The 26,314-nt window shown below is 51.1% G+C and carries 28 protein-coding genes and 1 pseudogene; 22 read left to right on the top strand and 7 right to left on the bottom strand.

Annotation, left to right across the window (positions count from 1 at the left end; genetic code table 11):
- The first annotated feature begins 195 nt into the window (after positions 1-195).
- The 6 genes from lsrR (at position 196) to SAQUA_RS13060 (ending at position 6,053) form a co-directional block, all read left to right on the top strand.
- A complete protein-coding gene (lsrR, locus tag SAQUA_RS13085; RefSeq protein ID WP_380675571.1) occupies positions 196-1,161 on the top strand; it encodes a transcriptional regulator LsrR in 966 nt (321 codons plus the stop codon).
- 80 nt (positions 1,162-1,241) lie between these two features.
- A complete protein-coding gene (gene lsrK, locus SAQUA_RS13080; protein ID WP_380675569.1) occupies positions 1,242-2,834 on the top strand; it encodes an autoinducer-2 kinase in 1,593 nt (530 codons plus the stop codon).
- 13 nt (positions 2,835-2,847) lie between these two features.
- On the top strand, positions 2,848-3,198 hold the full coding sequence (locus tag SAQUA_RS13075) for a cupin domain-containing protein (RefSeq protein ID WP_380675567.1): 351 nt from the start codon (positions 2,848-2,850) through the stop codon (positions 3,196-3,198).
- Positions 3,199-3,610: 412 nt separating this feature from the next.
- A complete protein-coding gene (gene ghrA / locus SAQUA_RS13070) occupies positions 3,611-4,552 on the top strand; it encodes a glyoxylate/hydroxypyruvate reductase GhrA (protein WP_380675565.1) in 942 nt (313 codons plus the stop codon).
- A 143-nt stretch (positions 4,553-4,695) separates the two neighbouring features.
- Positions 4,696-5,433 (top strand): phosphatase, encoded by a 738-nt coding sequence (locus tag SAQUA_RS13065; protein ID WP_380675563.1) that lies wholly within the window; start codon positions 4,696-4,698, stop codon positions 5,431-5,433.
- Between the two features lie 41 nt (positions 5,434-5,474).
- Positions 5,475-6,053, top strand: coding sequence for a molecular chaperone (locus SAQUA_RS13060; protein ID WP_380675561.1), 579 nt, complete (start codon positions 5,475-5,477; stop codon positions 6,051-6,053).
- Between the two features lie 40 nt (positions 6,054-6,093).
- On the opposite strand, the gene SAQUA_RS13055 is transcribed toward SAQUA_RS13060, so the two are convergent.
- From SAQUA_RS13055 to mdtH, 3 genes are all read right to left on the bottom strand, one after another.
- A complete protein-coding gene (locus SAQUA_RS13055; RefSeq protein WP_380675559.1) occupies positions 6,094-6,657 on the bottom strand; it encodes a lipoprotein in 564 nt (187 codons plus the stop codon).
- Positions 6,658-6,966: 309 nt separating this feature from the next.
- A complete protein-coding gene (gene grxB / locus SAQUA_RS13050; protein ID WP_380675557.1) occupies positions 6,967-7,614 on the bottom strand; it encodes a glutaredoxin 2 in 648 nt (215 codons plus the stop codon).
- Between the two features lie 204 nt (positions 7,615-7,818).
- A complete protein-coding gene (mdtH, locus tag SAQUA_RS13045; protein ID WP_380675555.1) occupies positions 7,819-9,024 on the bottom strand; it encodes a multidrug efflux MFS transporter MdtH in 1,206 nt (401 codons plus the stop codon).
- A gap of 386 nt (positions 9,025-9,410) precedes the next feature.
- Here mdtH and rimJ point away from each other — a divergent pair, with 386 nt between their 5' ends.
- The 6 genes from rimJ (at position 9,411) to SAQUA_RS13015 (ending at position 14,077) form a co-directional block, all read left to right on the top strand.
- Positions 9,411-9,995, top strand: coding sequence for a ribosomal protein S5-alanine N-acetyltransferase (gene rimJ, locus SAQUA_RS13040; RefSeq protein WP_380676024.1), 585 nt, complete (start codon positions 9,411-9,413; stop codon positions 9,993-9,995).
- 8 nt (positions 9,996-10,003) lie between these two features.
- A complete protein-coding gene (locus tag SAQUA_RS13035) occupies positions 10,004-10,639 on the top strand; it encodes a YceH family protein (RefSeq protein ID WP_380675553.1) in 636 nt (211 codons plus the stop codon).
- Position 10,640: 1 nt separating this feature from the next.
- Positions 10,641-11,558, top strand: coding sequence for a Gfo/Idh/MocA family protein (locus SAQUA_RS13030; protein WP_380675551.1), 918 nt, complete (start codon positions 10,641-10,643; stop codon positions 11,556-11,558).
- A gap of 119 nt (positions 11,559-11,677) precedes the next feature.
- The gene (gene murJ, locus SAQUA_RS13025) at positions 11,678-13,213 is read left to right on the top strand and encodes a murein biosynthesis integral membrane protein MurJ (protein ID WP_380675549.1); all 1,536 of its coding nucleotides are present in this window, start codon (positions 11,678-11,680) and stop codon (positions 13,211-13,213) included.
- A gap of 232 nt (positions 13,214-13,445) precedes the next feature.
- On the top strand, positions 13,446-13,721 hold the full coding sequence (locus SAQUA_RS13020; protein ID WP_380675547.1) for a type II toxin-antitoxin system HicA family toxin: 276 nt from the start codon (positions 13,446-13,448) through the stop codon (positions 13,719-13,721).
- Positions 13,718-14,077, top strand: coding sequence for a type II toxin-antitoxin system HicB family antitoxin (locus tag SAQUA_RS13015; protein WP_380675545.1), 360 nt, complete (start codon positions 13,718-13,720; stop codon positions 14,075-14,077). The genes SAQUA_RS13020 and SAQUA_RS13015 overlap by 4 nt, the downstream gene beginning before the upstream one ends.
- Positions 14,078-14,264: 187 nt before the next feature.
- Here SAQUA_RS13015 and argS read toward each other — a convergent pair whose 3' ends face one another.
- Positions 14,265-15,995 (bottom strand): arginine--tRNA ligase, encoded by a 1,731-nt coding sequence (gene argS, locus SAQUA_RS13010; protein WP_380675543.1) that lies wholly within the window; start codon positions 15,993-15,995, stop codon positions 14,265-14,267.
- 234 nt (positions 15,996-16,229) lie between these two features.
- On the opposite strand from argS, the gene SAQUA_RS13005 reads away from it, so the two are divergent.
- Complete coding sequence (locus tag SAQUA_RS13005; RefSeq protein ID WP_380675541.1) at positions 16,230-16,454, top strand: hypothetical protein; 225 nt, start codon at positions 16,230-16,232, stop codon at positions 16,452-16,454.
- 272 nt (positions 16,455-16,726) lie between these two features.
- Entirely contained in the window at positions 16,727-17,290 is a 564-nt protein-coding gene (locus SAQUA_RS13000; RefSeq protein ID WP_380675539.1) for a VOC family protein, read from the top strand.
- On the opposite strand, the gene SAQUA_RS12995 is transcribed toward SAQUA_RS13000, so the two are convergent.
- Positions 17,287-18,438, bottom strand: a complete 1,152-nt coding sequence (locus SAQUA_RS12995) for a MalY/PatB family protein (protein ID WP_380675537.1) — start codon at positions 18,436-18,438, stop codon at positions 17,287-17,289. The two genes, SAQUA_RS13000 and SAQUA_RS12995, sit on opposite strands and share 4 nt — an antisense overlap.
- A 151-nt stretch (positions 18,439-18,589) precedes the next feature.
- Here SAQUA_RS12995 and cutC point away from each other — a divergent pair, with 151 nt between their 5' ends.
- Positions 18,590-19,348 carry a copper homeostasis protein CutC gene (gene cutC, locus SAQUA_RS12990; protein ID WP_380675535.1) on the top strand — a complete coding sequence of 253 codons (759 nt, stop codon included), beginning with the start codon at positions 18,590-18,592 and terminating at the stop codon, positions 19,346-19,348.
- A gap of 89 nt (positions 19,349-19,437) precedes the next feature.
- On the opposite strand, the gene SAQUA_RS12985 is transcribed toward cutC, so the two are convergent.
- Entirely contained in the window at positions 19,438-19,524 is an 87-nt protein-coding gene (locus SAQUA_RS12985) for a hypothetical protein (protein WP_404413211.1), read from the bottom strand.
- Positions 19,525-19,809: 285 nt separating this feature from the next.
- Positions 19,810-19,992: pseudogene (locus SAQUA_RS12980) on the bottom strand (SDR family oxidoreductase); the annotation flags it as partial.
- A gap of 197 nt (positions 19,993-20,189) precedes the next feature.
- On the opposite strand from SAQUA_RS12980, the gene hinT reads away from it, so the two are divergent.
- The 7 genes from hinT to SAQUA_RS12945 all read left to right on the top strand — a co-directional run bounded on the left by hinT (position 20,190) and on the right by SAQUA_RS12945 (position 26,091).
- Positions 20,190-20,540: a purine nucleoside phosphoramidase gene (gene hinT, locus SAQUA_RS12975; RefSeq protein ID WP_380675533.1), complete on the top strand. Its 351-nt coding sequence runs from the start codon at positions 20,190-20,192 to the stop codon at positions 20,538-20,540.
- A gap of 30 nt (positions 20,541-20,570) precedes the next feature.
- Entirely contained in the window at positions 20,571-20,942 is a 372-nt protein-coding gene (locus SAQUA_RS12970) for a YcfL family protein (protein ID WP_380676020.1), read from the top strand.
- Positions 20,943-21,267: 325 nt separating this feature from the next.
- Positions 21,268-21,843, top strand: a complete 576-nt coding sequence (gene lpoB / locus SAQUA_RS12965) for a penicillin-binding protein activator LpoB (protein WP_380675531.1) — start codon at positions 21,268-21,270, stop codon at positions 21,841-21,843.
- The gene (locus SAQUA_RS12960; protein ID WP_380675529.1) at positions 21,827-22,702 is read left to right on the top strand and encodes a phosphotransferase; all 876 of its coding nucleotides are present in this window, start codon (positions 21,827-21,829) and stop codon (positions 22,700-22,702) included. Before lpoB ends, SAQUA_RS12960 begins: the two co-directional genes overlap by 17 nt.
- 117 nt (positions 22,703-22,819) lie before the next feature.
- Entirely contained in the window at positions 22,820-23,839 is a 1,020-nt protein-coding gene (gene nagZ, locus SAQUA_RS12955; protein WP_380675527.1) for a beta-N-acetylhexosaminidase, read from the top strand.
- A gap of 74 nt (positions 23,840-23,913) precedes the next feature.
- On the top strand, positions 23,914-24,456 hold the full coding sequence (ycfP, locus tag SAQUA_RS12950) for an alpha/beta hydrolase YcfP (protein WP_380675525.1): 543 nt from the start codon (positions 23,914-23,916) through the stop codon (positions 24,454-24,456).
- Positions 24,457-24,786: 330 nt separating this feature from the next.
- Entirely contained in the window at positions 24,787-26,091 is a 1,305-nt protein-coding gene (locus SAQUA_RS12945; RefSeq protein ID WP_380675523.1) for an NAD(P)/FAD-dependent oxidoreductase, read from the top strand.
- Positions 26,092-26,314 lie beyond the last annotated feature (223 nt).

Genomic DNA, 26,314 nt, shown 5'->3' with positions numbered 1-26,314 from the left:
AAACGAATTGTTCATAACCTTAGCTATGCTTTGGTGATAAAACCATCACTTCGATCACGTTTTATGAATAATTGTATTTCATGAAAACTAAAGTTCATTTTTGGTGGATATTTGTGGCGCAGTTCACAGCTATTCTTGGCTGATAACAGAACAATTGCATTCAAGATTTTAAAATGTTCAAAGAGACGCGGATTTATGACGATAAATGACAATGCATTCACAGCCGAACAGGGTATGTGCGAAGAGGAGCAAGTCGCCCGCATCGCGTGGTTCTACTACCACGACGGTTTAACGCAGAGCGAGATCAGTACACGGCTTGGGATCACACGTCTTAAGGTTTCACGGCTGCTGGAGAAAGGGCATCAGTCAGGGATCATACGGGTACAGATTAATTCCCGTTTCGAAGGCTGCCTTCAGTATGAGGATGCGTTGAAAAGGCATTTTAATCTGAAAAATATCCGCGTGTTGCCTGCTTTGGCCGAGGTAGATGATAGTGCAAGACTGGGGATCGGCGCGGCCCACATGTTGATGGAACTCCTGCAGCCTCAGGCGTTGCTGGCGGCGGGGTTTGGTGAAGCCACCATGAGCACCTTGAAGAGGTTAAGCGGGTTTATTTCCTCGCAGCAAATTCGTCTGGTGACGCTTTCAGGCGGCGTAGGGCCCTATATGACCGGTATCGGGCAACTGGATGCTGCTTGCAGTGTCAACATGATCCCGGCGCCGTTGCGGGCCTCTTCGGCTGATATTGCCCGAACGCTTCGTAATGAAAACAGTGTCAAAGATGTCCTGCTTGCCGCCCAGGCGGCCGATGTGGCGGTGGTAGGTATTGGTGCGGTTAATCAAAAGGAGTTCGCTACTATTTTACGTGCGGGCTATATAACGGAAGGCGAGCAGTTGATGATTGGCCGCAAAGGCGCGGTTGGTGACATTCTGGGTTATTTCTTTGATGCTAACGGCGAAATTATCCCCGAGATGAAAATTCATAATGAATTAATTGGCTTGAGCTTAAGTGCGCTGGCAACTATCCCTACCGTCGTTGGGGTTGCTGGGGGAATACAAAAAGCCGAGGCAATCGTTGCCGCTATGAAGGGGCACTATATCAACGCATTAGTTACCGACCAGAACACTGCGGCAGAAATACTGAAATTAATTGAAGAATAATAATTTTTATAAAAGTCATTAGTCTGTGACAGACCAAATCCTTTTCACACATTGAAGCAACACCAGCAGAGGACAAACGTATGGCTCGACTCTGTACTCCTATCACCTCAGGCCAATACCTGATGGCTCTGGACGCTGGCACGGGTAGCGTCAGAGCAGTGATTTTTGATCTGGAAGGTAACCAAGTCTCAGTAGGGCAAGCTGAATGGCAACATCTGGCTGTTCCTGATGTACAGGGCTCAATGGAATTCGATCTTGATAAGAATTGGCAGCTTGCCTGCCGGTGCATTTATCAGGCGCTAAACAGCGCGGCCATTACGCCGGAGTCCATTGCCTCGGTAGCGGCTTGTTCAATGCGTGAAGGGATTGTGATCTACGATGAACAACACCAGCCAATCTGGGCTTGCGCCAATGTGGATGCGCGGGCAACACATGAAGTCACTGAACTGAAGGAGCTTTACAATCATACGTTTGAAGATGAAATTTATCGCTGCTCAGGGCAAACGCTTGCGCTAAGTGCGATGCCCAGGCTGCTGTGGCTGAAACACCATCGCCCGGATATCTATCGGCGTGCGGCGGCGGTTACCATGATCAGTGACTGGCTGGCTTATATGCTCAGCGGTGAGTTGGCGGTCGACCCATCAAACGCAGGTACAACCGGGCTGCTTGATTTGGAGACTCGTGACTGGCGAGGTGGTTTGCTGGAAATGGCCGGTTTACGTTCCGACATGCTTTCGCCAGTTAAAGAGACGGGGACGCCATTAGGCCAGGTTACAGAAAAAGCGGCCAAACTGTCTGGTCTCAAGGTTGGTACGCCGGTGATTGTTGGCGGTGGGGATGTGCAATTGGGTTGCCTGGGGCTTGGGATTGTCAGGCCAGCACAAACTGCCGTACTGGGTGGCACCTTCTGGCAACAGGTAGTGAATCTTCCTGCACCAGTCACGGATCCTGATATGAATGTGCGTATAAATCCGCATGTTATACCGGGAATGGTTCAGGCCGAGTCGATCGGCTTTTTTACCGGACTCACCATGCGCTGGTTTCGGGATGCCTTCTGCGCCGAAGAGAAATTGATCAGCGAGCGTTTAGGTATTGATGCCTACACCTTGCTGGAGGAGATGGCTAAAAGAGTGCCTGCAGGAGCCCACGGTGTGATGCCAATTTTCTCTGATGTGATGCGCTTTAAGAACTGGTATCACGCGGCCCCTTCGTTTATCAATCTGTCGATTGATGCTGAAAAATGCAACAAAGCCACGCTGTTCCGTGCCCTTGAAGAGAATGCGGCCATGGTGTCGGCCTGTAACCTGCAACAGATCGAAGCGTTTTCAGGTGCTAAGGCAGATTATCTGGTGTTTGCTGGTGGTGCATCGAAGGGCAAACTCTGGAGCCAAATACTGGCCGATGTTACCGGGATGAGCGTGCGGGTTCCGGTGGTGAAAGAAGCGACTGCGTTAGGGTGTGCGATTGCGGCGGGTGTTGGGGTCGGGATCTATTCATCCTTGGCTGAAGCGGGGGAAAGGCTGGTGCGCTGGGACCGGGAACATTTACCTAACCCGGAAAATTACACGATCTATCAACAGGCTCGTCAAAAATGGTTAGCGGTTTACCATGATCAACTTGGCCTGGTTGATCATGGGTTGACGACTTCAATGTGGAAGGCACCCGGTCTTTAGAAGGAGACACAGAATGATCAAGACCAATGAGATGGATCACGCCTATCGGTTTGGTGACAACGGCCCGAAATATTTGATCCGCGGACCGATGTGCGACTTAGGTGTTGTGGTGTTGCAGCCAGGGCAGTCATTCAGAAATCATCGTCACAAAGAAGTTTGCGAAGTGTTTTATACCCTTAGTGGCGAAGTGTGCCTGTATCTGGACGGAGAGATGCAAATACTGCAAGAGGGCGATGTGCTGCAATGTGACCCTGGAGAAGCGCATTACCTGGTGAATAAAGGAACGGTTCCTTGGAAGGGAGTCTTCGTGAAGTCGCCACACGTTAACGGCGATAGCCATCCTGCTGAGCCTGATTGTTATTAGGCAAAAATAATCAGGGATAAAACCAATATAAGCTGCAATAGTGATTCGTAAAGGCTAGGCTGTGTCCCTTAACTGCACGTGAGCGCCGCTGGCATACAATTAAGGAACATGGCCTAACCCGAATAGGTAGCGGAAATGGTCTGCAAGGGCATAATTCGCTGTGTAATTCCTCGTCGTTAGCCATCTTATTGAGCATTTGATAGCCACGCTTTCCAAGCCAGCGCCTCAATCCTCCCATTCGCCTCTGCTTAGCGCTATTTGCTGATTTGACCAACGAAAACACTCGCTTCAAGCGATACGCGTCTGTTGTAAATGCCGTTATTGTAGGAATGCAAACCGGTAAAAACAGTCTTATGCTTGCAACGGCCTGCAAACCGCGAAAAGATGCGTGCATAACAAAAGGAAGCTGATTATGAACATAATTTTCTATCACCCGTTTTTTGAAGCGCAGGATTGGTTGACCGGAATGGCGCAGCGATTGCCGCAAGCCAACATCAGGGCTTGGGAGCCGGGGGATGATCGTCCGGCGGATTACGCGCTGGTATGGCACCCACCGCATGAGATGCTGGCCAATCGGCACGACCTGAAAGGCGTTTTTGCCTTGGGGGCTGGCGTTGATGCCATTTTGCAACAGGAGCGCCAACAGCCTGGAACCTTGCCCGCCGGAGTACCACTGGTCAGGCTGGAAGACACTGGCATGGTGCAACAGATGCAGGAGTATGCACTGGCTTGCGTCTTACGCTATTTCCGCCGTTTTGATGAGTATCAATTACAGCAGCAAAAACAAAACTGGTTGCCGCTGGAACCCCACCAGCAGGATAACTTTACCATTGGCATTCTGGGTGCAGGGGTATTAGGGGGCAGTGTGGCGCAAAAACTGGTGGAGTTTGGTTTCAATGTGCGTTGCTGGAGCCGGAGCCATAAACAGATCGCTGACGTGCAAAGTTTTGCTGGCAAGGAACAGCTAATGGCATTTCTTAATGGTACGCGTCTGTTGATCAATCTGTTGCCGCATACGCCGGAAACGGTAGGCATTCTAAATCGCCAGTTGTTCGCCAACCTGATGCCTGGGGCTTATCTGGTTAATCTGGCGCGCGGTGCGCATCTGGTCGAAGTCGATCTGTTACAGATGCTGGATCAAGGGCAAATTGCGGCAGCCACGCTCGATGTCTTCGTCAGAGAGCCACTACCGCAGCCCCATGCCTTCTGGCTTCACCCCCGTGTCACAATGACGCCGCATATTGCTGCTGTTACCTTACCTGCACAGGCGATGGATCAGGTCAGCACCAATATTCTGGCTATTGAAGCCGGAAAATCACCTGCTGGTTTGGTGGATATTCAACGTGGCTACTGAGCTGTGTTCCTTGACCGCCCAAAAGGGTTACTGCGTAATATTTCTCATTCCTGTACGCTGTTGGTGTCATTATTAACTGCTATGCTGACCAAAGATCGCCCATCCCTCCAATGACTGCGTTGAGCGCCAAAGAAGGAGAAAGAATGTACCCCGTTGATTTACATATGCATACCGTGGCCAGTAGCCATGCCTATAGTACTCTGCACGACTATATCGCCGAAGCGAAGCTCAAGGGCATCAAGCTGTTTGCTATCACTGACCATGGGCCAGATATGGCCGATGCGCCACATTACTGGCACTTTATGAATATGCGTGTCTGGCCGCGTCTGGTGGATGGGATTGGCATCCTGCGTGGTATCGAAGCCAATATTAAAAACCTGGCTGGTGATATTGATTGTACTGGGCCAATGCTCAATGAAATCGATCTGATCATTGCTGGGTTTCATGAGCCGGTTTTTGCTCCCCAAGGCAAAGCTGCCAATACCGAAGCGATGATTGCCGCCATGGCGCAAGGGGATGTGCATATCATCAGCCACCCTGGTAACCCGAAGTATCCGATCGATATCCCTGCCGTTGCGGCAGCGGCTGCGAAGTATCAAGTTGCGTTGGAGCTCAACAACTCCTCGTTCAGCCATTCGCGCAAGGGCAGTGAAGCGAATTGCCGTGCTATAGCGGCGGCGGTGCGTGATGCAGGGGGATGGTTGGCACTTGGTTCCGATTCGCACGTGGCCTTTTCTCTTGGCAGTTTCGAGCACTGTGAGCGTATTCTTAAAGATGTTGATTTCCCGCAGGAGCGTGTCCTAAATGTGTCACCACGCCGCATACTGAACTTTCTGGAGCAGCGAGGTAAGCCGGCGATTGCGGAATTGGCGGTTCTGTGACATCGTCGCGGGAAATTTTCTGTCTTGTATAGGGCTTTATCATGAATGAGTTTTCCGTTGTTTGCCGGGTGCTGGGTACGCTGTTTTACCGCCAGCCGCAGGATCCATTACTGATTCCCCTTTTTACTCTAATCAAAGAGGGTAAACTTCAGCAGCATTGGCCGTTGGAACAGGATGAACTGCTGACGCGTCTGCAACAGCACTGTGAAGCCCATCTACTGGCTGCCGATTTTAACGCCATGTTTGTTGGCAGCGAGTGCAGCGTTTCTCCGTTCCGCTCGGCTTACGTTGAAGGTGCAAACGAAGCTGAAGTCCGCGTTTTCCTGCAGCAAAGGGGCATGCCGTTAGGTGAAGCCCCGGCCGATCACTTTGGCTCGTTATTACTGGCCGCTTCGTGGCTGGAAGATCAATCGCAAGCAGATGAAGCGCAGGCACAAATCACGTTGTTTGACGAGTTTTTGCTGCCGTGGTGTGGGCGTTTTCTGGGTAAAGTAGAAGCACACGCGACCAGCGGTTTCTATCGGACGTTGGCATTACTCACTCGTGAGGCGATAGCCGCAATGCGCGATGAACTGGCAGAATATGAGCAGCAGGAACAAGGGCCGGGGGAAGACGAGTAAGGTGATTGGGCACAGTGGTTACAAACTGCGCCCAGTAAAGTTAGTCGGTGAAGGGGATCACTAACTGACCGGGTTTGACTTCCAGTCCCTTGGCCAGTTTACGTGCCAGCGCCTCTGTTTTACTTTTTTCTGAGTCGAGCACAAACGCTGGCTGCTGATCGAAATAGGTTTTCAGCGATTGATTGAGGTAAGGCGTCAGCGCTTTCATCACCGTATCCATCTTTTCCGGTTGCACCTTGTAATCAACCAATTCCATGTCTTTGAGGAATACGGCACCCTTTTCGGGATCGTAGACGGGTTGTGCCTTCAACGTCAGTTGTAGATCGGCGTCTTGTGGACCGAGTATCGAAGTGATGTTCACCTTGGCATTACCTGAAAGCGTAACTTTGCCCGGTTCAGTGCGGCCAATCTGGCTTTGCAACTGGGTTAACACGATATTGGCATCAACCAGCCCCGCAACACCGATCTGTTTTCTATAGTCATTGTGTTTTTGCAGGTAATCATTCACTTCCTGCTCACTGATGGTGTATTGGGTCAATGGGTTGCAACCAGCAAGCAGACTGGCAAAGACCAGTGCGGCCATGCTCATCAGGATCTTTTTCATTCGTGCCTCATAACACTGTCAACGGATATGCTGCAGACAAGCGCTTTTACCTGGCGGATTTCATGCTGCTGCCTGAAAAGTACTGAGTAAAAACGCCATGCGTCAGCAAAGGAAAATTTGTTCGTCAAGCAGAATAGCAGATGATGTAGCGCGATGGGGAGTTTAGACTTCGGATAATGCTGAAACCGATTATTGCAGCAGTGCTTTCTTGGAAAAGCTTGTAAGCATAGCCCACAGCTAAATCGGTTTCAGACTGGTACTGATGTCAACAGCGTGACAGGGCTCGACTACCCGCAAATCGACCTATTACTACTGTTCCATATCCAGCAGCAACGAGATTTCACAGCGCTTGGCCATCCGGTTGCGATAGGCTTCCACGTTATCGGGCAACGTGACTCCCGCCACTATCGACAGTGAACGCAACAGTGGGAAGAGCTGAATGTCATCCTCAGAAAGCGTGCCGTTGACTGCATCAGGGGACACGATAAGCGTTGATAGGGTTTGCAGATCTTCCTCCAATTGGGCAATCAAATCCGCACTGTCGGCAAGCAGGGCAGCAAAATCAACGCCAGTGCTCTGCTTTTTATCAGCGAAATAACCACGCGCGTTGTCAGTGGCGAACTCTTCGAAATCGGCATTGGCAAAACGCGGCATTAACAACTTGCCGGTGTAACTTTGGGCATGGCTCAGCCATGCAGCGATCGCGGGGTTGGTTTGCCCCGTCAGGATGGGTTTACCGTCCAGACCATCGATATAATGAACGATATCCATGCTCTCTGGCATAAAGGTACCGTCGTCTTTTTGCAGGATTGGCGCCATTTTCTTGCCAATCATGGCGGTAGGGGTGGTTACATCGTCGTAGAGAAGGGTGACCAGGCGGACTGACAGATCCTTCAGGCCGAAAATCATGCGGGCTTTCACGCAAAATGGGCAATGATCGTAGATAAAAAGTTTCATGCTTGTTCCCTTCGTCAGGTTTCAAAAGCAATAGTTATCACAGCCAACGCTATCTGCTGCGCAAGGTTGTGGCTTGGCAATTCGCCATAATAAACTTTTCTGCATGCCTTTTCTTGCTAACTGACTAGCAACAACAGAAAAATGCTCTGCCCTTGGCAATAACACCGCGCTGTTGATCACCGCCCGTGTCAATATCCGGCTGACTTAACCACCGCTGATTATCGCTGGTGTGGCGGAACGCGGATTGAATTGCCAATACAAGGCAAACAGCGTGATAAAACCAACCAGCCCCAGCAGAAACCAAGGGAGCTCCGGTCTTCCCAGTGCATGCCCGGTATCATACATCCAACCGCCACCGGTATAGCCTAATGCACCACCGAGGGCAAGCCCAAGACGGCTGAATCCCATATAACTACCACGAGCACGCGCGTCGGCCAGCGAGGCACTCAGGGTTTCGCGCGCCGGTTCGGCAATAATAGATCCCAAATAGAAACAGCAAATCAGGATAAAGACCATTTGCAGGCTGGCGGCAAGGCCGATGGGGATCAGGCTCAGTGTCATCAGCAGTAAACCCACCATCAGCCGCTGCTCCAGCCTGAAATGTTTCTCGCTCCAGCGGGCTAGTGGATAAAGTAAAGAGAGTGACAGCGCCGCCTCAATGGCATACATCCATTTCACTGCCGACGGCGTACCGGCGATCTCGTTAACCAGGATGGGTAACATCAACATCACCTGTACCGAAAGCATGTAGTAGCCTGTCAGCGTAAGCACATAAGTCAGAAAACGGCGGTCACGCAGCACCAGCATCATGCCGTCTTTCATTGGTGTACGGACAGTAGAGATACGGTATGCGGGTAGCAACCAGGCGTTCCATCCTGCAGCCAGCACAAAAATACCTGCCCCCACCCAGCAGACAAAATGGAAATCGTATTGCAGTAGCCAGCTACCGATTAATGCGCCGACCACGGCTCCGGCACTGTCTTGCATCATCAGAAGAGAAAAGAAACGGCTACGTTCATGCGGACGGGTTAATTTGATCACCAGCGCGGTACGTGGCGGATCAAACAACGTGCCGCCAAGGGCGGAAAGGGCACAGGAAAACAGCAGGATCCAGGGCCTATCAGCCATTGCCATGGTAGCAAAGCCCGCCGCACGCAGTAACATGCCGGTGACTATCATCGGTTTGGCACCAAAGCGGTCGGCAATCGCTCCGCCAAAGATCCCCAAGCCTTGTTGAACCAGTTGTCGTAACCCTAACGCAAGCCCCACGATCAGCGCAGCCCAGCCGAGTTGATCGACAAAACGAATGGAAATAAGTGGGAAGACAACAAAAAATCCTAAAACAACTAACAGATTGTCGAATAATAAAAAATACTTACCCAAGCTCCGAGCTTGCGATAACAGAGACATGCTTCACCACGAACTATGTATGAGGGAGAGAAAGGCCACTCGCTTATTCTCTACTCAATGCGCTGAGGCTGATAGGGGGACAATAGATAATATTTTTTTATCGTCAATATGTTACGTGCGCGATAAAGGAGTACAAAAAACAGTCAGAATGATTAAATGCCTATTTACTGAACAGAAGGGGTCTTACCTGCGGAGCGAGCTGCGGTTATATTAACTGTGAGTACGTACGGTTCTGTACCCTTTACTGACCATCATCACGTTGGCGCTGAAGGTAATAAGGTTAGGCTGTGTCCCTTAACTGTCCGTGGTGCCGTCGCCAGCCTTATCATTCAGACGCTCACCTAATCAATACTTCTTATCGTACCGTTTTAACTACGGGAGAAATGATGTTTGGCTATCGCTCTGCATCACCGAAAGTTCGCCTTACCACCGACAGGTTGGTCGTCCGTTTGGTTTATGAACGGGATGACTACCGCCTGGCTGAATATTATGCAGCAAACCGGGCTTTTCTGAAGCCTTGGGAACCGATAAGGGATGAGAGCCATTGCTATCCCTCAGGTTGGCAGGCGCGGCTGGGTGTGATTACGGAAATGCAAAAACAGGGCAGCGCTTATTATTTTATCCTGCTCGACCAGGAAGAACACGAAGTGCGCGGCGTCGCCAATTTCAGCAATGTGCTGCGGGGTTCTTTTCATGCCTGCTTCCTTGGCTACTCTCTCGGTGAGAAGTGGCAGGGGCAGGGATTGATGCAAGAAGCATTGCAATCGGCTATTCGTTATATGCAGCGTCAGCAACGGATGCATCGCATTATGGCCAACTATATGCCGCACAACCAGCGGAGTGGCGCGCTGCTTGCCCGGTTGGGTTTTGAACGTGAAGGCTACGCCAAAGACTATTTGCTGATCGACGGAAAGTGGCAGGATCACGTGCTCACTGCCTTGACTAATAATGAATGGCTACCACCAAGCTGAGGCCGTAAATGAAATATGAATTGAATGCCAAAGAAGCCAGAGTGATTGGTTGCATGCTTGAAAAGCAGGTAACTACGCCCGATCAATACCCACTCTCTCTGAATGCGATCACGCTGGCCTGTAACCAGAAAACCAACAGGGAACCGGTGATGGACCTGTCGGAAAGCGAGGTCCAACAGATCCTCGATTTACTGCTGCGCAGACACTTTTTGCGCACAGTGAGTGGCTTTGGTAACCGGGTGATGAAATATGAGCAGCGTTTTTGCAATTCCGAATTCGGCCAGTTGAAATTATCTCCCGCCGAGTTGGCCGTGATTACCACACTGTTGCTGCGTGGTGCACAGACGCCTGGCGAACTCAGGACACGCACCAATCGTATGCATGAATTCAACGATGTCAGCGAAGTTGAAGAGATCTTGCAACAACTGACTACGCGTGAAGATGGTCCCTTTGTCGTACGCCTGCCGCGTGAACCTGGCCGGCGTGAAAGCCGGTTTATGCATCTGTTTAGTGGTCAGATCGATGAAGCGCCTGCTGAAGTATTGGAAGCTCAGGGCAGCGATCTGCATCAACGCGTTGCGTTACTGGAGGCAGAAGTTGCCGAGTTAAAGCAACAACTGCAGGATCTGCAGGCGCGAGGATAACATGAGTAAATTGCGTATCGGCGTTGTCGGTTTAGGTGGAATTGCGCAAAAAGCCTACTTGCCACTGCTCAGTCAGGCAACTGATTGGCAATTGGTGGGCGGATTTTCACCCAATCAGCAGAAGGCCAAACTAATCTGCGACAGCTACCGTATGGCCTGTTTTTCCCAGCTCGATAGTCTGGCTCAGCAGTGCGATGCGGTGTTTGTGCACAGCAGTACCGCCAGCCATTTTGAGGTAGTTGGTGAATTGCTAAAACACGGTGTACATGTTTATGTGGATAAACCGTTAGCCGAAACCGCTGAGCAGGGGGAGCAACTGGTTGCTCTGGCAGATAAGTGCGGTAAGGCGCTGATGGTCGGCTTTAACCGCCGTTTTGCCCCTTTGTATCGCCAATTGAAACAGCAAATGCAATTGCCTGCTTCAATAAGGATGGATAAACACCGTGCTGACAGCGTTGGACCCAACGATCTAAGCTTTACCTTGCTGGATGATTATCTGCATGTGGTAGATACCGCACTGTGGCTGGGGAGCGGGGCCGGTAACCTGCTGAGCGGTAGCCTGCGTGCTAACGATTCAGGTGAAATGCTTTACGCTGAACATCATTTTGCCTGCGGGGAGACGCTGGTGACTACCAGTATGCATCGCCGCGCGGGTAGCCAGCGGGAGAGCGTGCAGGCGGTAACCGACGGAGCGGTTTATCAAGTGAATGACATGCGCCAATGGCTGCGAGAAGATCGGCAGGGTGTTATTGAGCAGCCAGTGCCGGGGTGGCAATCAACGCTGGCACAACGTGGCTTTGCCGGAGCGGTACAGCACTTTATTCAGGCGGTAGGCAATCAGACCAGGCCAGACACCGCCGGCGAGCAGGCGCTTTATGCGCAGCGTCTGCTCGAAAAAATGCTGCGTGATGCCGGGTAACCCCATGTAACATCTGGCGGTAGCTATTACCTGCCTGGGTACGTAGACTATCGCCACTCAACTGACGCCTGCGGATGCAGGCGTTGATATTTACACGTCGTACTCATCAGAAAAACCACATGAATCTACTAAAATCACTGGCTGCCGTCAGTTCGATGACCATGTTCTCGCGGGTGCTGGGCTTTGCGCGCGATGCTATTGTCGCTCGCGTCTTTGGGGCTGGGATGGCCACCGATGCTTTCTTTGTGGCCTTCAAGTTGCCGAACCTGTTGCGGCGCATTTTTGCCGAAGGGGCTTTCTCACAGGCGTTTGTACCTATTCTGGCGGAATACAAAAGCCAACAAGGGGAAGAGGCAACCAGAACGTTTGTTGCATATGTATCCGGCCTGCTGACGTTGGTGCTGGCAATAGTGACGATATTGGGCATGTTGGCCGCGCCGTGGGTAATTTACATTACCGCTCCCGGGTTTACCGACACGCCGGACAAGTTTGCACTCACCTCGGCACTTCTGCGCATCACTTTCCCTTATATCCTACTGATTTCATTGGCTTCACTGGTAGGGGCGATCCTCAATACCTGGAACCGTTTTTCGATCCCGGCCTTCGCGCCCACGCTGCTTAACGTCAGCATGATCGGCTTCGCGCTGTTCGCCGCCCCCTATTTCAATCCGCCGGTATTGGCGCTGGCCTGGGCGGTGGTAGCCGGGGGCGTGCTGCAACTGGGTTACCAATTACCGCATCTGAAGAAGATAGGCATGTTGGTGCTACCGCGCCTGAAACTGAATGATGCAGGGGTATGGCGAGTGATGCGCCAGATGGGGCCGGCAATTCTGGGGGTTTCGGTGAGCCAGATTTCACTGATTATCAACACCATTTTTGCCTCGTTCCTGGCCTCGGGCTCTGTTTCATGGATGTACTATGCTGACCGCCTGATGGAGTTTCCTTCTGGGGTGCTCGGGGTTGCATTGGGGACTATCTTGCTGCCCTCGCTGGCGAAGAGTTTCTCCAGCGGCAATCATGATGAATACAACCGTCTGATGGATTGGGGATTGCGTTTATGCTTTGTGCTGGCGTTACCGAGTGCCATTGCGCTAGGTATTTTGGCTAAACCGCTCACGGTCTCACTCTTTCAGTATGGGAAATTCACCGCTTTTGATGCGGCGATGACGCAGCGTGCGCTGGTGGCTTATTCTGTCGGCCTGATGGGGCTGATTGTGGTGAAAGTGCTGGCTCCTGGGTTTTACTCGCGGCAAGACATCAAAACACCGGTCAGGATTGCCATCATTACGTTGATCATGACGCAGGTTATGAACCTGATGTTTATTGGCCCGCTGAAACATGCCGGGCTTTCATTATCGATTGGTCTGGGGGCCTGTCTGAACGCGTCGCTGCTGTACTGGCAACTGCGTAAGCAGAAGATCTTCCAGCCTCAGCCGGGTTGGGCAATATTCCTGGCCAAGCTGGTAGCCGCTGTGCTGGTAATGTCAGCCGTTCTGCTTGGTGTGTTGTGGTTTATGCCAGCGTGGGATCAAGGCAATATGCTGGCCCGCCTGTTGCGTTTGGCGGTGGTAGTCGTAGCCGGTGCCGTGAGCTACTTTGCGGTGTTGGGGATCTTGGGTTTCCGACCGAGAGACTTTGCGCGCCGGGTGGTTTGAGATCCAGCCCACCAGTTGAATAACAACCAGGCTGCAACCGCGCTCATTTGAGGTGGGCGCGGGTGCTTCTCGCGGGTAATAATCTTTTAATACTTGGTCTGTAGTGAATGGCAGTGGTTGATACCTCAGTCTGAGTTAACAGCAGTGCACTCAGTAATAGTGACTTCATAAATTGATCTCATATTAAATATTGCACATAATGACTTCATAAAGTGACTTCATGGGCTGCGAGATGGAAGAACAGATTTCAGCGCTAAGGAAAAGGCAAAAGAACACGTTAGAACAGATCTTTAAAACACCTGTTTTGTCCGGGATAAAGTGGTCAGATGTAGAATCGTTGATAAAAGCGTTGGGAGGGGAAGTTAAAGAGGGGCGTGGTTCGCGTTGCAAGTTTCTGTTAAATAACAGCATCGCTAATTTTCACCGCCCTCACCCCTCACCTGATTCAGACAAAGGCGTAGTGGTCAGCCTGCGTGAATGGTTGGAAAGCATAGGAGTGAAACCATGACGAAACCAGCTAAGCCCAACACTATGGAAATAGCTGGGCAACCCGCTGTTATCAGCTATGTTCCAGAAATTGACATGTTTCGCGGCAAGTTCCTTGGTCTGTCAGGATATTGCGATTTTGTTTCTGACAGCATTCAGGGGTTGCAGAAAGAGGGAGAGTTATCTTTGCGCGAATACTTGGATGATTGCAGTGCTGCAGGTATTGAACCATACACCAAACAGGAAAAAATCAAGACATTTACCTTACGTTATCCTGAGTCTTTTGGTGAGCGATTAATCCGTGCTGCAGCTGAGAGTCAGGTCTCTGTAAACGCCTTCATTGTGGAAACACTGAACGAACGTATTAAACACGTGTGACTCGGGTGGTGAATATATCAGACTCTAGAGCTTCCAGCCGGAACGCTAACAGGCTTTAAAGCCAACAACCAAGCCCACTGGCAATCAGCAACATGCTGATCGAAGGCGTGGTATTGGTTATTGATGTGCCAAAAGAAAGCCGCCAAATAGGCGGCTCTCGGGTGACTTCTGATCGCTGATATTTGGTTTACATACGCTCGACGGTTTCGATACCCAAGGTTTCCAAACCGGTTTTCAGCGTCTTGGCCGTCAGCAAGGCCAACTTCAGGCGGCTTTGACGCGCTTCTTCGCTGTCTGCATTCAGGATCTGGCAGTGTTCGTAGAAACTGGAGAATAACCCCGCCAGATCGTACAGGTAAGTACACATCACGTGTGGGGTTCCCTCACGGGCGACCACGGTGATGGTTTCTTCGAACTGCAACAGGCGGGTAGCCAGCGCTATTTCACGCTCTTCGCTCATTACCAGCGGCAGCGTCAGGTGGCTTTCGTCAACCCCCGCACGTTTAAACACCGAGGCAACACGGGTGTAGGCATATTGCATGTAGGGAGCGGTATTACCCTCAAACGCCAGCATGTTATCCCAGTCGAAAATGTAGTCGGTGGTGCGGCTTTTTGACAGATCGGCGTATTTCACCGCGCCGATGCCGACGACATTGGCAACGCTCTGCATTTCATCGGCGGACATATCAGGGTTCTTCTCGGCGATTAATTTACTGGCGCGCTCAATGGCTTCATCCAGTAGATCCGAAAGTTTTACTGTGCCGCCTGAGCGGGTTTTGAACGGCTTGCCATCTTTACCCAGCATCATGCCGAACATGTGGTGTTCCAAAGGAACCGAGTCTGGTACGTAGCCGGCTTTGCGAACGATAGTCCAGGCTTGCATCAGGTGTTGATGCTGGCGTGAATCGATATAATACAGAACGCGGTCAGCGCCTAGGGTCTCAAAACGGTATTTGGCACAGGCGATGTCGGTAGTGGTATACAGATAACCACCATCTTTCTTCTGGATGATCACACCCATCGGTTCGCCATCTTTGTTCTTGTATTCGTCAAGAAAAACGACCGTAGCCCCTTCGCTTTCTACTGCCAGGCCTTTGGCTTTCAGATCGGCGACAATACCGGGCAGCATGGCGTTATACAGGCTCTCGCCCATAACGTCATCTTCGCTCAGCGTTACATTCAAGCGGTTATAGGTGATCTGATTCTGCGCCATGGTGATATCCACCAGCTTGCGCCACATTTTCAGACAGTAGTCGTCGCCACCTTGCAATTTCACCACGTAACCACGGGCGCGCAGAGCAAAATCTTCGTCTTCGTCGTAGTTTTTCTTGGCTTCACGATAAAACTGCTCAAGGTCGGAGAGCCCCATGTCACTGGCGTTCTCGTTCTGCATTTTTTCCAGGTAGGCAATCAACATGCCAAACTGAGTGCCCCAGTCACCGACATGGTTAGCTCGGATGACCTTATGGCCAAGAAACTCTTGGGTGCGAGCAGCGGCGTCACCGATGATCGTCGAACGCAGGTGCCCCACGTGCATCTCTTTCGCGACGTTTGGCGCAGAATAGTCGATCACAATGGTTTGCTGCTTGACTGGAGCAACTCCTAATCTCTGTGCGCTAATGGCCGCATCGGCCTGGCGGGCAATCCAGTCACTGTTGAGAAAAATATTGATAAAACCCGGCCCTGCAATTTCCACTTTGCTGGCAATGTCGCCCAGATCGAGCAGTTGGGTGACTTTCTCTGCCAATTGTCGCGGAGGCATGCCGAGTTTTTTGGCAACGGACATAACACCGTTCGCCTGATAATCACCAAACTGCGCTTTAGCAGACTGACGGATCTGAGCTTCGCAATCTGCTGGCGCGCCTGCGGCAATCAGCGCCTGGCTGACTTTATCTGATAGTAGAGCCTGAATATTCACCGGGTTACCTTAATAACGAACGAGGGCAGCACAAATATGCCCTCCGGGTTCAAAGGTGGTTCTATACCCGTCATACTTCAAGTTGTATGCGTGCCAACGACTTGAAATCCACAGAGTATGATGCCGCACAGGGTAGCGGCGACCAACCACAAAACAGTCGGTAATTGTAACCGATCAGATAGGCCGCGTCAGTAACTGACGCGGGGTGATGATGCGAAAGAAGGGTAAAAAAGCATGATGGAAGTACGTTGCCTGTTGGGCTTAACCTGGTGTAAAACCGTCCAGATTGTGGATATTTTAGCGTTTTCTATTGTGGCGGTCGGAACGCAACAGATTATTGCGGCGCGTTTTGTAATGTCGATAAATTGCATAGCAAGCCACTATTATCAGAACAATAGATATGCACAAGAAGATCATATTTATTTACTCAAGATTAATTTCGAATTTAAGTTAGCGTAATATTCATTCCTAGGCAATTGCACTCGTGTTGTTTAAGAGATTTCTTACATGATTATTAATTTTTTATTAATTAAAACAATAAATTAAAATATATCTAACGCTATTTTATAATAAGCTCTTGCGCTGCGATTATGTGAGCTGGCGCATATTTAAGAAAATTCCCGGGAATTTTTAAATATCCTATTCAGTATGCCAACGGTAAATTTGCCTACGTGGCACTCAGCAGGTAAATTATGGGCCTTCTGCTTTTACCTGGAACAACAGAGAATCATATGCTCCATCTGTCTTCGATTAACGATCTTAATGATCTGGCTCTGGATTTACCCCGTTTTGAATTGGCGCTGGAGCGGTTTGCTCAAAAATTGCACCTCGATCTTGCGCAGTTTAAAGCTGACCATATCTCGGTCCGTTGCCATCAAAATACGACTGCTGATCGTTGGCGTAATGGTTTTATGCAGTGCGGTTCTTTACTCTCGGAAACGATGATTAATGGCAGGCCTATTTGTCTGTTCGATCTGACAGTCCCCGTCAAGCTTGGCCCTTGGCAGATAGATTGCATAGAATTGCCTTATCCAGGCGAAAAACGCTATCCCCACGAAGGGTGGGAACATGTTGAGTTAGTGCTGAGTGGCGATCCTGCCACGTTGTATGCCCGCGCCTTGGAACAACTGGCAGATGAAGCCTTGTTGTTGCCGGGGATCAAGCTTAAGCAGAGTTCACCAAGTGCGGAGGGGGAGCGTCTGGCAAACCCGACGCTGGCGATCACCGACGGTAGCATCACTATCAAATTCCATCCGTATCATATTCGCGACATCGTGGCCAGCGAGCGTCCCTAGCCGCTATAAACGCGCTGGATCGCCTGTGCCATGCGTTCCAGCGCAGTGATCAACAGTGAGTAGCGACAGCCGAAATTCAGGCGTACAAAGCGACGATCGCCAAAATCCAGACCTGGGCTTAAACCTACCCCTGCCTGCTCGAAGAAAGCGTGGGGATTATGGACAGGCAAACCACTGCAATCGATCCAGGCCAAGTAGGTGGCTTCCACGGGAACCATCTGTAGACCCGGCATCGCGTTTATGCGTTCAGTGACCAGATTGCAGTTGGTGCGCAAATAGTCTAACTGCGCATCCAGCCATGGTTGTCCATCGCGGTATGCCGCTTGTGCGGCTACCAGTGCCAGGATGTCAACCTCCGGTACAATACCGCTGCGTGCACGACAAAACTGCAAACGTAATTCATCATTCGGGATGATAGCCATCGATGCGCCCAAACCAGCAATATTGAAGGTTTTGGACGGGGACATCAGCGTAATACTCCGCTGTGCTGCATCGTCATTCAGGCTGGCAAACGGAATATGCTGTAAGTCTGGTTGCAGTAGCAGGTCACAATGGATCTCGTCCGAACAGACAACCAGATCGTGAGCCTGTGCAAACTCGTATACTGCTTGCAGTTCTTCGCGCCGGTAGACCGTCCCGCCGGGATTTTGCGGATTGCACAGCATCAACAAGCGCTCATGGCCCTCTAAAGCGTTTTCGACAGCCTTTAAATCCAAAACCCAGCGCTGATTGTTGAGCAATAGCGGGATCTGTCGCTGTGCGCGGCCTGCGAATTTTGCCGCTTTACGGAAAGGGGGGTAAATCAGCGAGGGGGCCAGTGTACTCTGACTTTCACGGGTTAACGCGCGTACGCAGAGATTCAAACCGCAAACCAGCCCTGGTAACAAAACCACCCATTCGGGCTTGATGCCCCAGCCGTAGCGCTCTAACATGCGCTGGGTAAAAACCGTAACAAGCTCAGGGGATGGATGGCCGTAACCAAAAATGCCATGTGAAACACGTTGTTGCAGTGCTTCGATCACTGCGGATGGTGAGAGGAAGTCGGTATCTGCGACCCAGAGTGGGATAATGTCCCGGCCGCGATATTTATCCCACTTAACGCTATCACTGTGACTGCGGTCTACCCATTGATCAAAATTGAATGCCATAGTTATCACCTTGAGCCAGTTCGTTACGTAGGTAAGTATATCCTGTGACGATACCCTATGAATTTCAAACTACTGTGAGGTTGTGAGGGTAGTTTGAGAAACTTGGGATATCAACGTTGCTGCTGTATTTTGGCCGTTTTTGGGGGTAACAATGATTAAACTGGAAGTTTGTTGCTATAGCGTCGGTTGTGCGATAACGGCTGAACAGGCGGGTGCGGACCGTATTGAATTGTGTGCCGGTCAAGCAGAGGGAGGACTGACACCCAGCTTTGGATCTTTAAGGCTAGCCAGGGAGAAATTAACGATACCCGTTCATCCGATAGTACGCCCGCGCGGCGGGGATTTTTGCTATAACGCTTCGGATTTTGACATCATGAAAAATGATATTGCGCAAATTCGTGAGATGGGTTTTGCCGGGGTGGTGGTCGGCATGCTGGATGATCAAGGGCATATTGATTTACCGCGTATGCGCGAAGTAATGAAATTGAGCGGTGATATGGCGGTCACTTTCCATCGGGCTTTTGATATGTGCCAAAACCCTCTGGTGGCGCTGAGTCAACTGACAGAGTTAGGCGTGGCGAGAATTCTCACTTCGGGTCAACAGCAGAATGCGGAACTGGGGTTACCACTGTTGCGCGATCTGGTGCGTGCCAGCCAAGGGCCGGTAGTGATGGCGGGGGCAGGTGTACGTTTGAGTAATATGCATAAGTTTGTCGATATCGGTATCCAGGAGTTGCATAGTTCTGCCGGGCAGACGCTGCCTTCCACCATGCGTTATCGTAAAGCCGGTGTGACGATGTCTTCTGACGATGAATTTGATGAGTTTAGCCATTACTGCGTTGATGGAGAAATGGTCGAGGCGATGAAGAATGCGCTAGTATTAATGAAGCCTTCGCTGACCAATGTCTGATATGACAGCAGTAAAATCTGGGGAACAGCAGTTACAGATGCGGTTAGCCTCATCTGTAACTGTAACGAACAGCGCTACCGAGTCATGCATCAGGCGGTGGCTAAATTCCTGACGCCGCCATCAACCAACAGTTCGCTACCCACCATATAGCGTGATTCGTCAGAGGCGAGAAACACCGCAGCTTTTGCCAGTACTAGGCTGTGTCCCTTAATTGCCCGTGGTGCCGTCGCAGACCCAAAAGCCCGTTATCAAGGCGGAGGGTGAAGGGCAGAGTGGCCCTCTGTTCAAGCCCGACTTTACTTCGAACGGGCTTTTGGGGCGCGACCCTTCGGGCTGGGGCCATTTGCGCGCATTGCGGCGTTGTTCGCCGCTTATTTGGTCCACCAAACCTCGCGGCTCACGCCTTGCCCTGCGCGCAAATGACCACCAGCGGCGCTCACGTGCAATTAAGGGACACAGCCTAGAGTAGTCCCCATACGGCCAATTGGCACCAAGGCGCGAATTTCGCAGCGTAATGCTTGCTCTTCCTCTGTAGGCAAACCCAGCTTGCCCAGAGCCGGTGTTTCGGTAGGGCCGGGGCTCAGACCGTTAACACGAATACCGCGCGGGTGCAGTTCAGCAGAGAGTGAGTGCGCCAAAGACACAGCTGAGGTCAACACTGGATTCACTGGCCGAATGGATGCGCAGTAACGCGCCACAGTTGATAGGTAAATAGCCGAGGTAGCATCCCAATTGGCTGATTCTGCAGCACTCAATGCAGAAAGTGCGCAATCGAGTTGAAAGCAGTAGAATTTGTCACTCATACTGCCTGAACCTTTTTACGCTAAACAAGGAGTTCCAAATGGCCGAAGAAACTATTTTCAGTAAAATAATCCGCCGTGAGATCCCTGCTGATGTGGTTTATCAGGACGAGTTGGTCACCGCATTCCGTGATATTTCTCCACAAGCTCCCACCCATATTCTGATCGTACCAAACGTTCTAATCCCAACGGTGAACGACGTTAACGTTGAGCATGAGGCGGCTTTGGGGCGGATGATTACTGCGGCGGCTAAACTTGCCGAACAGGAAGGGATTGCCGAGGACGGTTATCGCCTGATCATCAATTGCAATCGTCATGGCGGGCAAGAGGTCTACCATATACATATGCATCTGGTTGGTGGGCGCGTATTAGGTTCGATGCTGCCACGTTAACGGGGGAAAACCATGCGCTATTTCGACACAATACGTTACTTGATGGCGCTGGTGCTTCCCGCCGCGATGCTCATAGGGTGCAGTAGCCCGCAGGAAATTGCTGTCAATCAACGGCAAACCGTAGTGATGGATCCATCGGTACTGACAGCAGGTATTTTGGCGAGCAACCCGTCTATTAGTGAGAGCTCTGGCCGCTTGGTGACCAGTTCGCTGCTCAGCAATACCCAGAATACGCCGGTAACGGTGCAGTATCGTTTCTACTGGTATGACAAACAGGGGTTGGATATTCTGCCCTTTGAAGCCCCCCGGACAATAACAGTTGCACCGAACTCAGATACCAGGATCGATTCGCAGAATAGTAACATCGATGCTAAACGTGTGCGTCTCTATGTTTTTCTATAAGTTTTATACTCTAAATAATTCGAGTTGCATGACAAAAACGCAATGCGTTTTTGAACAGCGCTTGCGCTGGCCCCGCAGGGGCGAGGCCCAGATTGGGCCGAGTAACGCGGCAACGCAGTGAATCCTTAGGAGCTTACTCAAGTAAGTGACTAGGGTGAGCGAGGAAAGCCAACACACATGCAACTTGAAGTATGACGAGTATATACCCATCCTCTTTCAGGCTGCTGCGCTGGCTGTATTGCTTGAGCGAGCCTAGGGGCGGAATTGGCCGTTTATGTTGTTGTAACTTGAGAACCATGGGTATAGGTTCCGTTGGAGAAGGGTAATGAAAAAGTATCTATTTGTGGCGGTGGCCGCGTTAGTGTTGACGGGCTGTCCGTCACGGCCACCTGAGCCACCACAGCCACCTGTGGTCGTTGAGCCACAACCGCAGCCGGAGCCAGAACTGCAGCCACCAACTGGCGAACCGGTACCGCAGCCGCCGAAGATCCAGCAACTCGATTGGCTGGGCAGCGTTCAGCCGCTGGTAAGCCAGATGTTGAACGCCGAGGGTGTAACTCCTGGCAGCGTGCTGTTGTTGGATAGCGTGAAAAATAGCACCAATGGTGCATTGCAGATCGCTAAAGCCACTTCAGCCCTGCACGAGGCGCTGGCGTCCAATCAGACTTTCACTCTGGTGCCTGAGGCACAGTTGGTGACGGCCAAGCAGACGCTTGGTCTATCGGCGGAAGACAGCCTTGGTTCGCGCAGCAAAGCGATTGGACTGGCGCGGATTGTCGGTGCTCAGTATGTGCTGTATAGCGATGTCAGTGGCGACGTGAAGTCACCGGCAATGGAAATGCAACTGATGCTGGTGCAAACCGGTGAGATCGTCTGGTCAGGTAATGGCGACATCAAATAGTGAGGCGCAATTTCGGCAACTTCTTCAGCAGCGGCTTCCGGCGGTTAATACCGCCGGTTGTCATTTTAGCCTGGTAGAAGGATTGACAGGCGAAAGCTGGCGTATCGAAAGTGATAATGTCCCGCTGCTGGCACGGCCACAGACACGGGAAAAACAGGCATTAGGTGTCAGCCGTCGCCGCGAGGGACGCGTGTTGAAACGCAGTGGGCAGGGGATAGGCCCGCAGGTTTTGTTACGGTGTCACGATTGGTTGGTTGTCGAATGGTTGGAAGGTGAGAAAGTCAGCGAAAGCGCGTTTACCGCGCTCAATACCGGCGGTGAGCTGGCGGCGTTGACCGCACGGCTACATAAACAACCACTGAGTGGTTACCGCTTGGATCTACAGCTGCAGTTTGCTGCTTACTGGCCGCTGATTGATCGGCGGCGTATGACACCAGCCTGGTTGGCTTGGCAACACTATTTCACGCAACGCAAGATGCCAAACCCATTAATGATGGCACCGCTGCACATGGATATTCATGCGGGTAATCTGGTCAAGCAGGGGCAGCGGCTAAGGCTGATCGACTGGGAATATGCTGCCGATGGCGATATCGCGCTGGAACTGGCAGCACTGTTTCGATTCAATCAATTCCCGCCGCATCAGCAACGGCTTTTTTTACGCCACTATACGCAGCAGGGTTACGCTGATTTACCGCAATTGGTTTTACAGGTACAGCGTTGGCTACCTTGGGTGGATTACCTGATGCTGATGTGGTTTGAGGTGCGCTGGCAACAGTGCCGAGATCCGGCATTTTTGCTCTGGGGTGCAGCGCTGTACCAGCGTTTTTGTTTATCATCCGTGTTGCCTGGTAATCAATGAATCTACTCTAGATAATTCGAGTTGCATGATAAAAACGCAATGCGTTTTTGAACAGCCCCCATGCAACTTGAAGTATGACGAGTATACAAAAGAAGTGAGGTGGTCGTGGGCCCTGTAATGTTAGATGTTGTCGGCTATGAGCTAGACGCAGAAGAACGCGAAATTCTGAAACATCCGCTTGTGGGCGGGTTGATCCTGTTTACCCGCAATTTTCATGATGCTGAGCAACTTCGTGAATTGGTACGGCAGATCCGTGTGGCTTCCCATGAGCGGTTGGTGGTGGCGGTGGATCAGGAAGGGGGACGCGTACAGCGTTTCCGTGACGGTTTTACCCGCCTGCCCGCAGCCCAATCGTTTGCCGCGCTGAATGACGTTAATGAGGCGGGTCGTCTGGCTCAGGACGCAGGATGGCTGATGGCATCGGAAATGATTGCACAAGATATCGATATCAGCTTTGCCCCGGTGCTCGATGTTGGCCATGCCTGTGGCGCGATTGGTGAACGCGCTTTCCATAGCGAGCCAAAGTCCGCCCTGGCGATGGCTGAACGCTTTATCCAGGGAATGCACAGTGCGGGCATGAAAACCACCGGCAAGCATTTCCCAGGGCATGGTTCTGTGATTGCGGATTCTCATAAAGAAACGCCGCGCGATACGCGCCCGTTGGCGCAAATACGCCAGCAGGATATGTCTTTGTTCCGTGAACTGATCCAGCGTGGGTTATTGGACGCCGTGATGCCCGCTCACGTCATCTATACTGAAGCAGACCCGCGTCCGGCAAGCGGGTCGCCCTATTGGCTTAAGGAGATCCTGCGCCAGGAATTGGGTTTTGACGGCATTATTTTCTCCGACGATCTGTCGATGGAAGGGGCGGCAATCATGGGCAGTTATGCTGAACGTGGTCAGGCGGCGTTGGATGCCGGTTGCGATATGATCCTGGTATGCAATAACCGGGCTGGGGCGGTCAGCGTGTTGGATAACCTGTTCCCGGTCAAAGTAGAAAAATTGCAGCGGTTATATCATCACGGTCAGTTCACCCGTCAGGAACTGCGTGACTCGGACCGCTGGCAAAAGGCACATAAAGAACTGAGTCTACTGAGCGAACGTTGGGAAGAGCGCAAACAGCGCTCTGCAGGGTGAATGGTCTGGGCGCCGCAAGATGGCGTTAATAATGGGAGTTGCTGTGCAGCCCCCAGCTTGTTGCGAGGATCCACATGATTATCTATTTACATGGCTTCGATTCCACTAGTCCCGGCAATCATGAAAAGATTATGCAGTTACAGTTCATCGATCCGGACGTGCGTTTTATCAGTTACAGCACGTTGCATCCGCGCCATGATATGCAGTACTTGTTGAAAGAGGTGGATAAAGCGGTTCATCAGGAAGGGGACGCCAATCCTTTGATCTGTGGCGTTGGCTTAGGGGGTTTTTGGGCTGAGCGTATCGGTTTCCTGTGTGGGATCCGTCAGGTGATGTTCAACCCGAATCTTTATCCTGAAGAGCATATGCACGGTAAGATTGATCGGCCGGAAGAGTATCGTGACATCGCCACCAAATGCGTGGAAGATTTTCGCGATAAGAACCGCAATCGCTGTCTGGCTGTGCTTTCGCGTCATGATGAAGTGCTGGACAGCCAGCGCAGTGCAGAATTATTGCAAAAATATTATGAAATCGTCTGGGATGAACAGCAGACGCACAAGTTTAAAAATATTTCGCCACATCTGCAGCGTATCAAGGCATTCAAAACGCTGGCGTAACAGATTTATAACCTACCAAAAGGCCGCGATCGTTGCTCTTTCAGGGCAAAGATCGCGGCTTTTTTGTTTCTGCCGGGTTGCTTTGGCTTGGCCAGAAATAGAATTCATAAATGTGATCTGATGCTAACTATTTGAATCACAATCCCCAAAAAAAGCCTTCGTCCAGCCTTTAAACAAAAAACTTTGATGTACATCAATTTTGGTATGACCAAATAACCTGTCGTGCTATTCTGGCTTCAGATAGCAGGTTTAACTTAAGCGAACCCACTGTAATATAAGGATATTATTATTTACCCTTAAATAACAATTGGTTCACATTTAGAGGTTTTTTTGACAATGCCAAAGAAGAAAATCGTAGTTGTTGGTGGTGGTGCCGGCGGTCTTGAACTGGCAACCAGCCTGGGTCATAAACTTGGCCGTAAGAACAAGGCTGAGATTACATTGGTAGACCGCAACCACAGCCACCTGTGGAAACCGTTGTTACATGAAGTGGCAACTGGCTCACTGGATGATGGTGTGGATGCGCTTAATTATCTGGCGCACGCCCGTAATCATCACTTCAATTTCCAGCTCGGTTCGCTGATCAACATCGACCGCGAGAAAAAAACGCTGCAACTGACTCAAATCTGCGACGAGCAGGGCAGCGAGTTGGTTCCCGCCCGCGAGTTGAGTTATGACATTCTGGTGATGGCGCTGGGCAGTACCTCGAACGATTTTGGTACTCCAGGTGTCAGAGATAACTGTATCTTCCTGGATAACCCGCACCAGGCACACCGTTTCCATAACGAAATGCTAAACCTGTTCCTCAAGTTTTCGGCCAAACCGGACGAGAAGGAAAGCGTAAATATTGCCATCGTCGGCGGTGGTGCTACTGGCGTCGAGTTATCAGCCGAACTGCACAATGCGGTGAAACAACTGCATAGCTACGGTTTTGAAGGGTTGGATAACAGCGCGTTGAAGGTCACTTTGGTAGAGGCTGGCGAGCGCATTCTTCCTGCATTGCCACCACGAATTTCTGCTGCGGCCCACCAGGAGTTGAACAATCTGGGCGTGCGCGTGTTGACCAATACCATGGTGACCAGCGCCGATAGTAACGGCCTGAACACCAAAGGCGGTGAATTTATCAATGCCGATCTGATGGTTTGGGCGGCAGGGATCAAAGCGCCGGACTTTATGAAAGATATTGCCGGGCTGGAAACCAACCGCATTAACCAATTGGTGGTGGAGCCGACATTACAAACCACACGCGATCCAAATATCTTCGCGATTGGTGACTGTGCTTCCTGCCCACGTGAAGGTGGGGGTTTTGTTCCACCGCGCGCCCAGTCCGCACATCAGATGGCTTCGCGTTGCTTCAGCAATATTCTGGCTTTGATGAACGGCCAACCTTTGAAGCCCTACGTGTATAAAGACCACGGCTCACTGGTTTCTCTGTCTCGCTTTAGCACCGTCGGCAGCCTGATGGGCAACCTGATGCGTGGGTCGATGATGGTTGAGGGGCGCGTGGCGCGTGTTGTGTACATTTCACTGTACCGTATGCACCAGGTAGCGTTGCATGGCTATACCAAAACCGGTTTAATGATGCTGGTTGGCGGTATTAACCGAGTGATCCGCCCACGTTTGAAAATGCACTGATAGGGGCTTGGTTAACTAAACCGTATCGTCATTAAAGCTTACTGAACCACGCGGATCCTCTGCGTGGTTTTGGTACTGCACTTCTGTCATTTCATCCACGAATCCGAATAATTTCCCGTCGACCAAATCTACTTAAAATCGCTGTCACTTAGCGGCTTAAGTATTGCATGCAATGCGTCTGTTTTTGCATAACAGCATGATTTCCTGCTAGGGTTGAGGAGGT

The organism is Serratia aquatilis (assembly GCF_044865145.1).
Classification (GTDB): domain Bacteria; phylum Pseudomonadota; class Gammaproteobacteria; order Enterobacterales; family Enterobacteriaceae; genus Chania; species Chania aquatilis.
The sequence above is the reverse complement of the archived record's forward strand: the minus strand, read 5'-3'. Positions and strand labels throughout refer to the sequence as shown.

Bases quoted from the DNA above. Each gene is read 5' to 3' on its own strand.
- lsrR (WP_380675571.1), top strand. From the start codon at position 196: ATGACGATAAATGACAATGCATTCACAGCCGAACAGGGTATGTGCGAA.
- lsrK (WP_380675569.1), top strand. From the start codon at position 1,242: ATGGCTCGACTCTGTACTCCTATCACCTCAGGCCAATACCTGATGGCT.
- SAQUA_RS13075 (WP_380675567.1), top strand. From the start codon at position 2,848: ATGATCAAGACCAATGAGATGGATCACGCCTATCGGTTTGGTGACAAC.
- ghrA (WP_380675565.1), top strand. From the start codon at position 3,611: ATGAACATAATTTTCTATCACCCGTTTTTTGAAGCGCAGGATTGGTTG.
- SAQUA_RS13065 (WP_380675563.1), top strand. From the start codon at position 4,696: ATGTACCCCGTTGATTTACATATGCATACCGTGGCCAGTAGCCATGCC.
- SAQUA_RS13060 (WP_380675561.1), top strand. From the start codon at position 5,475: ATGAATGAGTTTTCCGTTGTTTGCCGGGTGCTGGGTACGCTGTTTTAC.
- SAQUA_RS13055 (WP_380675559.1), bottom strand. From the start codon at position 6,657: ATGAAAAAGATCCTGATGAGCATGGCCGCACTGGTCTTTGCCAGTCTG.
- grxB (WP_380675557.1), bottom strand. From the start codon at position 7,614: ATGAAACTTTTTATCTACGATCATTGCCCATTTTGCGTGAAAGCCCGC.
- mdtH (WP_380675555.1), bottom strand. From the start codon at position 9,024: ATGTCTCTGTTATCGCAAGCTCGGAGCTTGGGTAAGTATTTTTTATTA.
- rimJ (WP_380676024.1), top strand. From the start codon at position 9,411: ATGTTTGGCTATCGCTCTGCATCACCGAAAGTTCGCCTTACCACCGAC.
- SAQUA_RS13035 (WP_380675553.1), top strand. From the start codon at position 10,004: ATGAAATATGAATTGAATGCCAAAGAAGCCAGAGTGATTGGTTGCATG.
- SAQUA_RS13030 (WP_380675551.1), top strand. From the start codon at position 10,641: ATGAGTAAATTGCGTATCGGCGTTGTCGGTTTAGGTGGAATTGCGCAA.
- murJ (WP_380675549.1), top strand. From the start codon at position 11,678: ATGAATCTACTAAAATCACTGGCTGCCGTCAGTTCGATGACCATGTTC.
- SAQUA_RS13020 (WP_380675547.1), top strand. From the start codon at position 13,446: ATGGAAGAACAGATTTCAGCGCTAAGGAAAAGGCAAAAGAACACGTTA.
- SAQUA_RS13015 (WP_380675545.1), top strand. From the start codon at position 13,718: ATGACGAAACCAGCTAAGCCCAACACTATGGAAATAGCTGGGCAACCC.
- SAQUA_RS13005 (WP_380675541.1), top strand. From the start codon at position 16,230: ATGATGGAAGTACGTTGCCTGTTGGGCTTAACCTGGTGTAAAACCGTC.
- SAQUA_RS13000 (WP_380675539.1), top strand. From the start codon at position 16,727: ATGCTCCATCTGTCTTCGATTAACGATCTTAATGATCTGGCTCTGGAT.
- SAQUA_RS12995 (WP_380675537.1), bottom strand. From the start codon at position 18,438: ATGGCATTCAATTTTGATCAATGGGTAGACCGCAGTCACAGTGATAGC.
- cutC (WP_380675535.1), top strand. From the start codon at position 18,590: ATGATTAAACTGGAAGTTTGTTGCTATAGCGTCGGTTGTGCGATAACG.
- hinT (WP_380675533.1), top strand. From the start codon at position 20,190: ATGGCCGAAGAAACTATTTTCAGTAAAATAATCCGCCGTGAGATCCCT.
- lpoB (WP_380675531.1), top strand. From the start codon at position 21,268: ATGAAAAAGTATCTATTTGTGGCGGTGGCCGCGTTAGTGTTGACGGGC.
- SAQUA_RS12960 (WP_380675529.1), top strand. From the start codon at position 21,827: ATGGCGACATCAAATAGTGAGGCGCAATTTCGGCAACTTCTTCAGCAG.
- nagZ (WP_380675527.1), top strand. From the start codon at position 22,820: ATGTTAGATGTTGTCGGCTATGAGCTAGACGCAGAAGAACGCGAAATT.
- ycfP (WP_380675525.1), top strand. From the start codon at position 23,914: ATGATTATCTATTTACATGGCTTCGATTCCACTAGTCCCGGCAATCAT.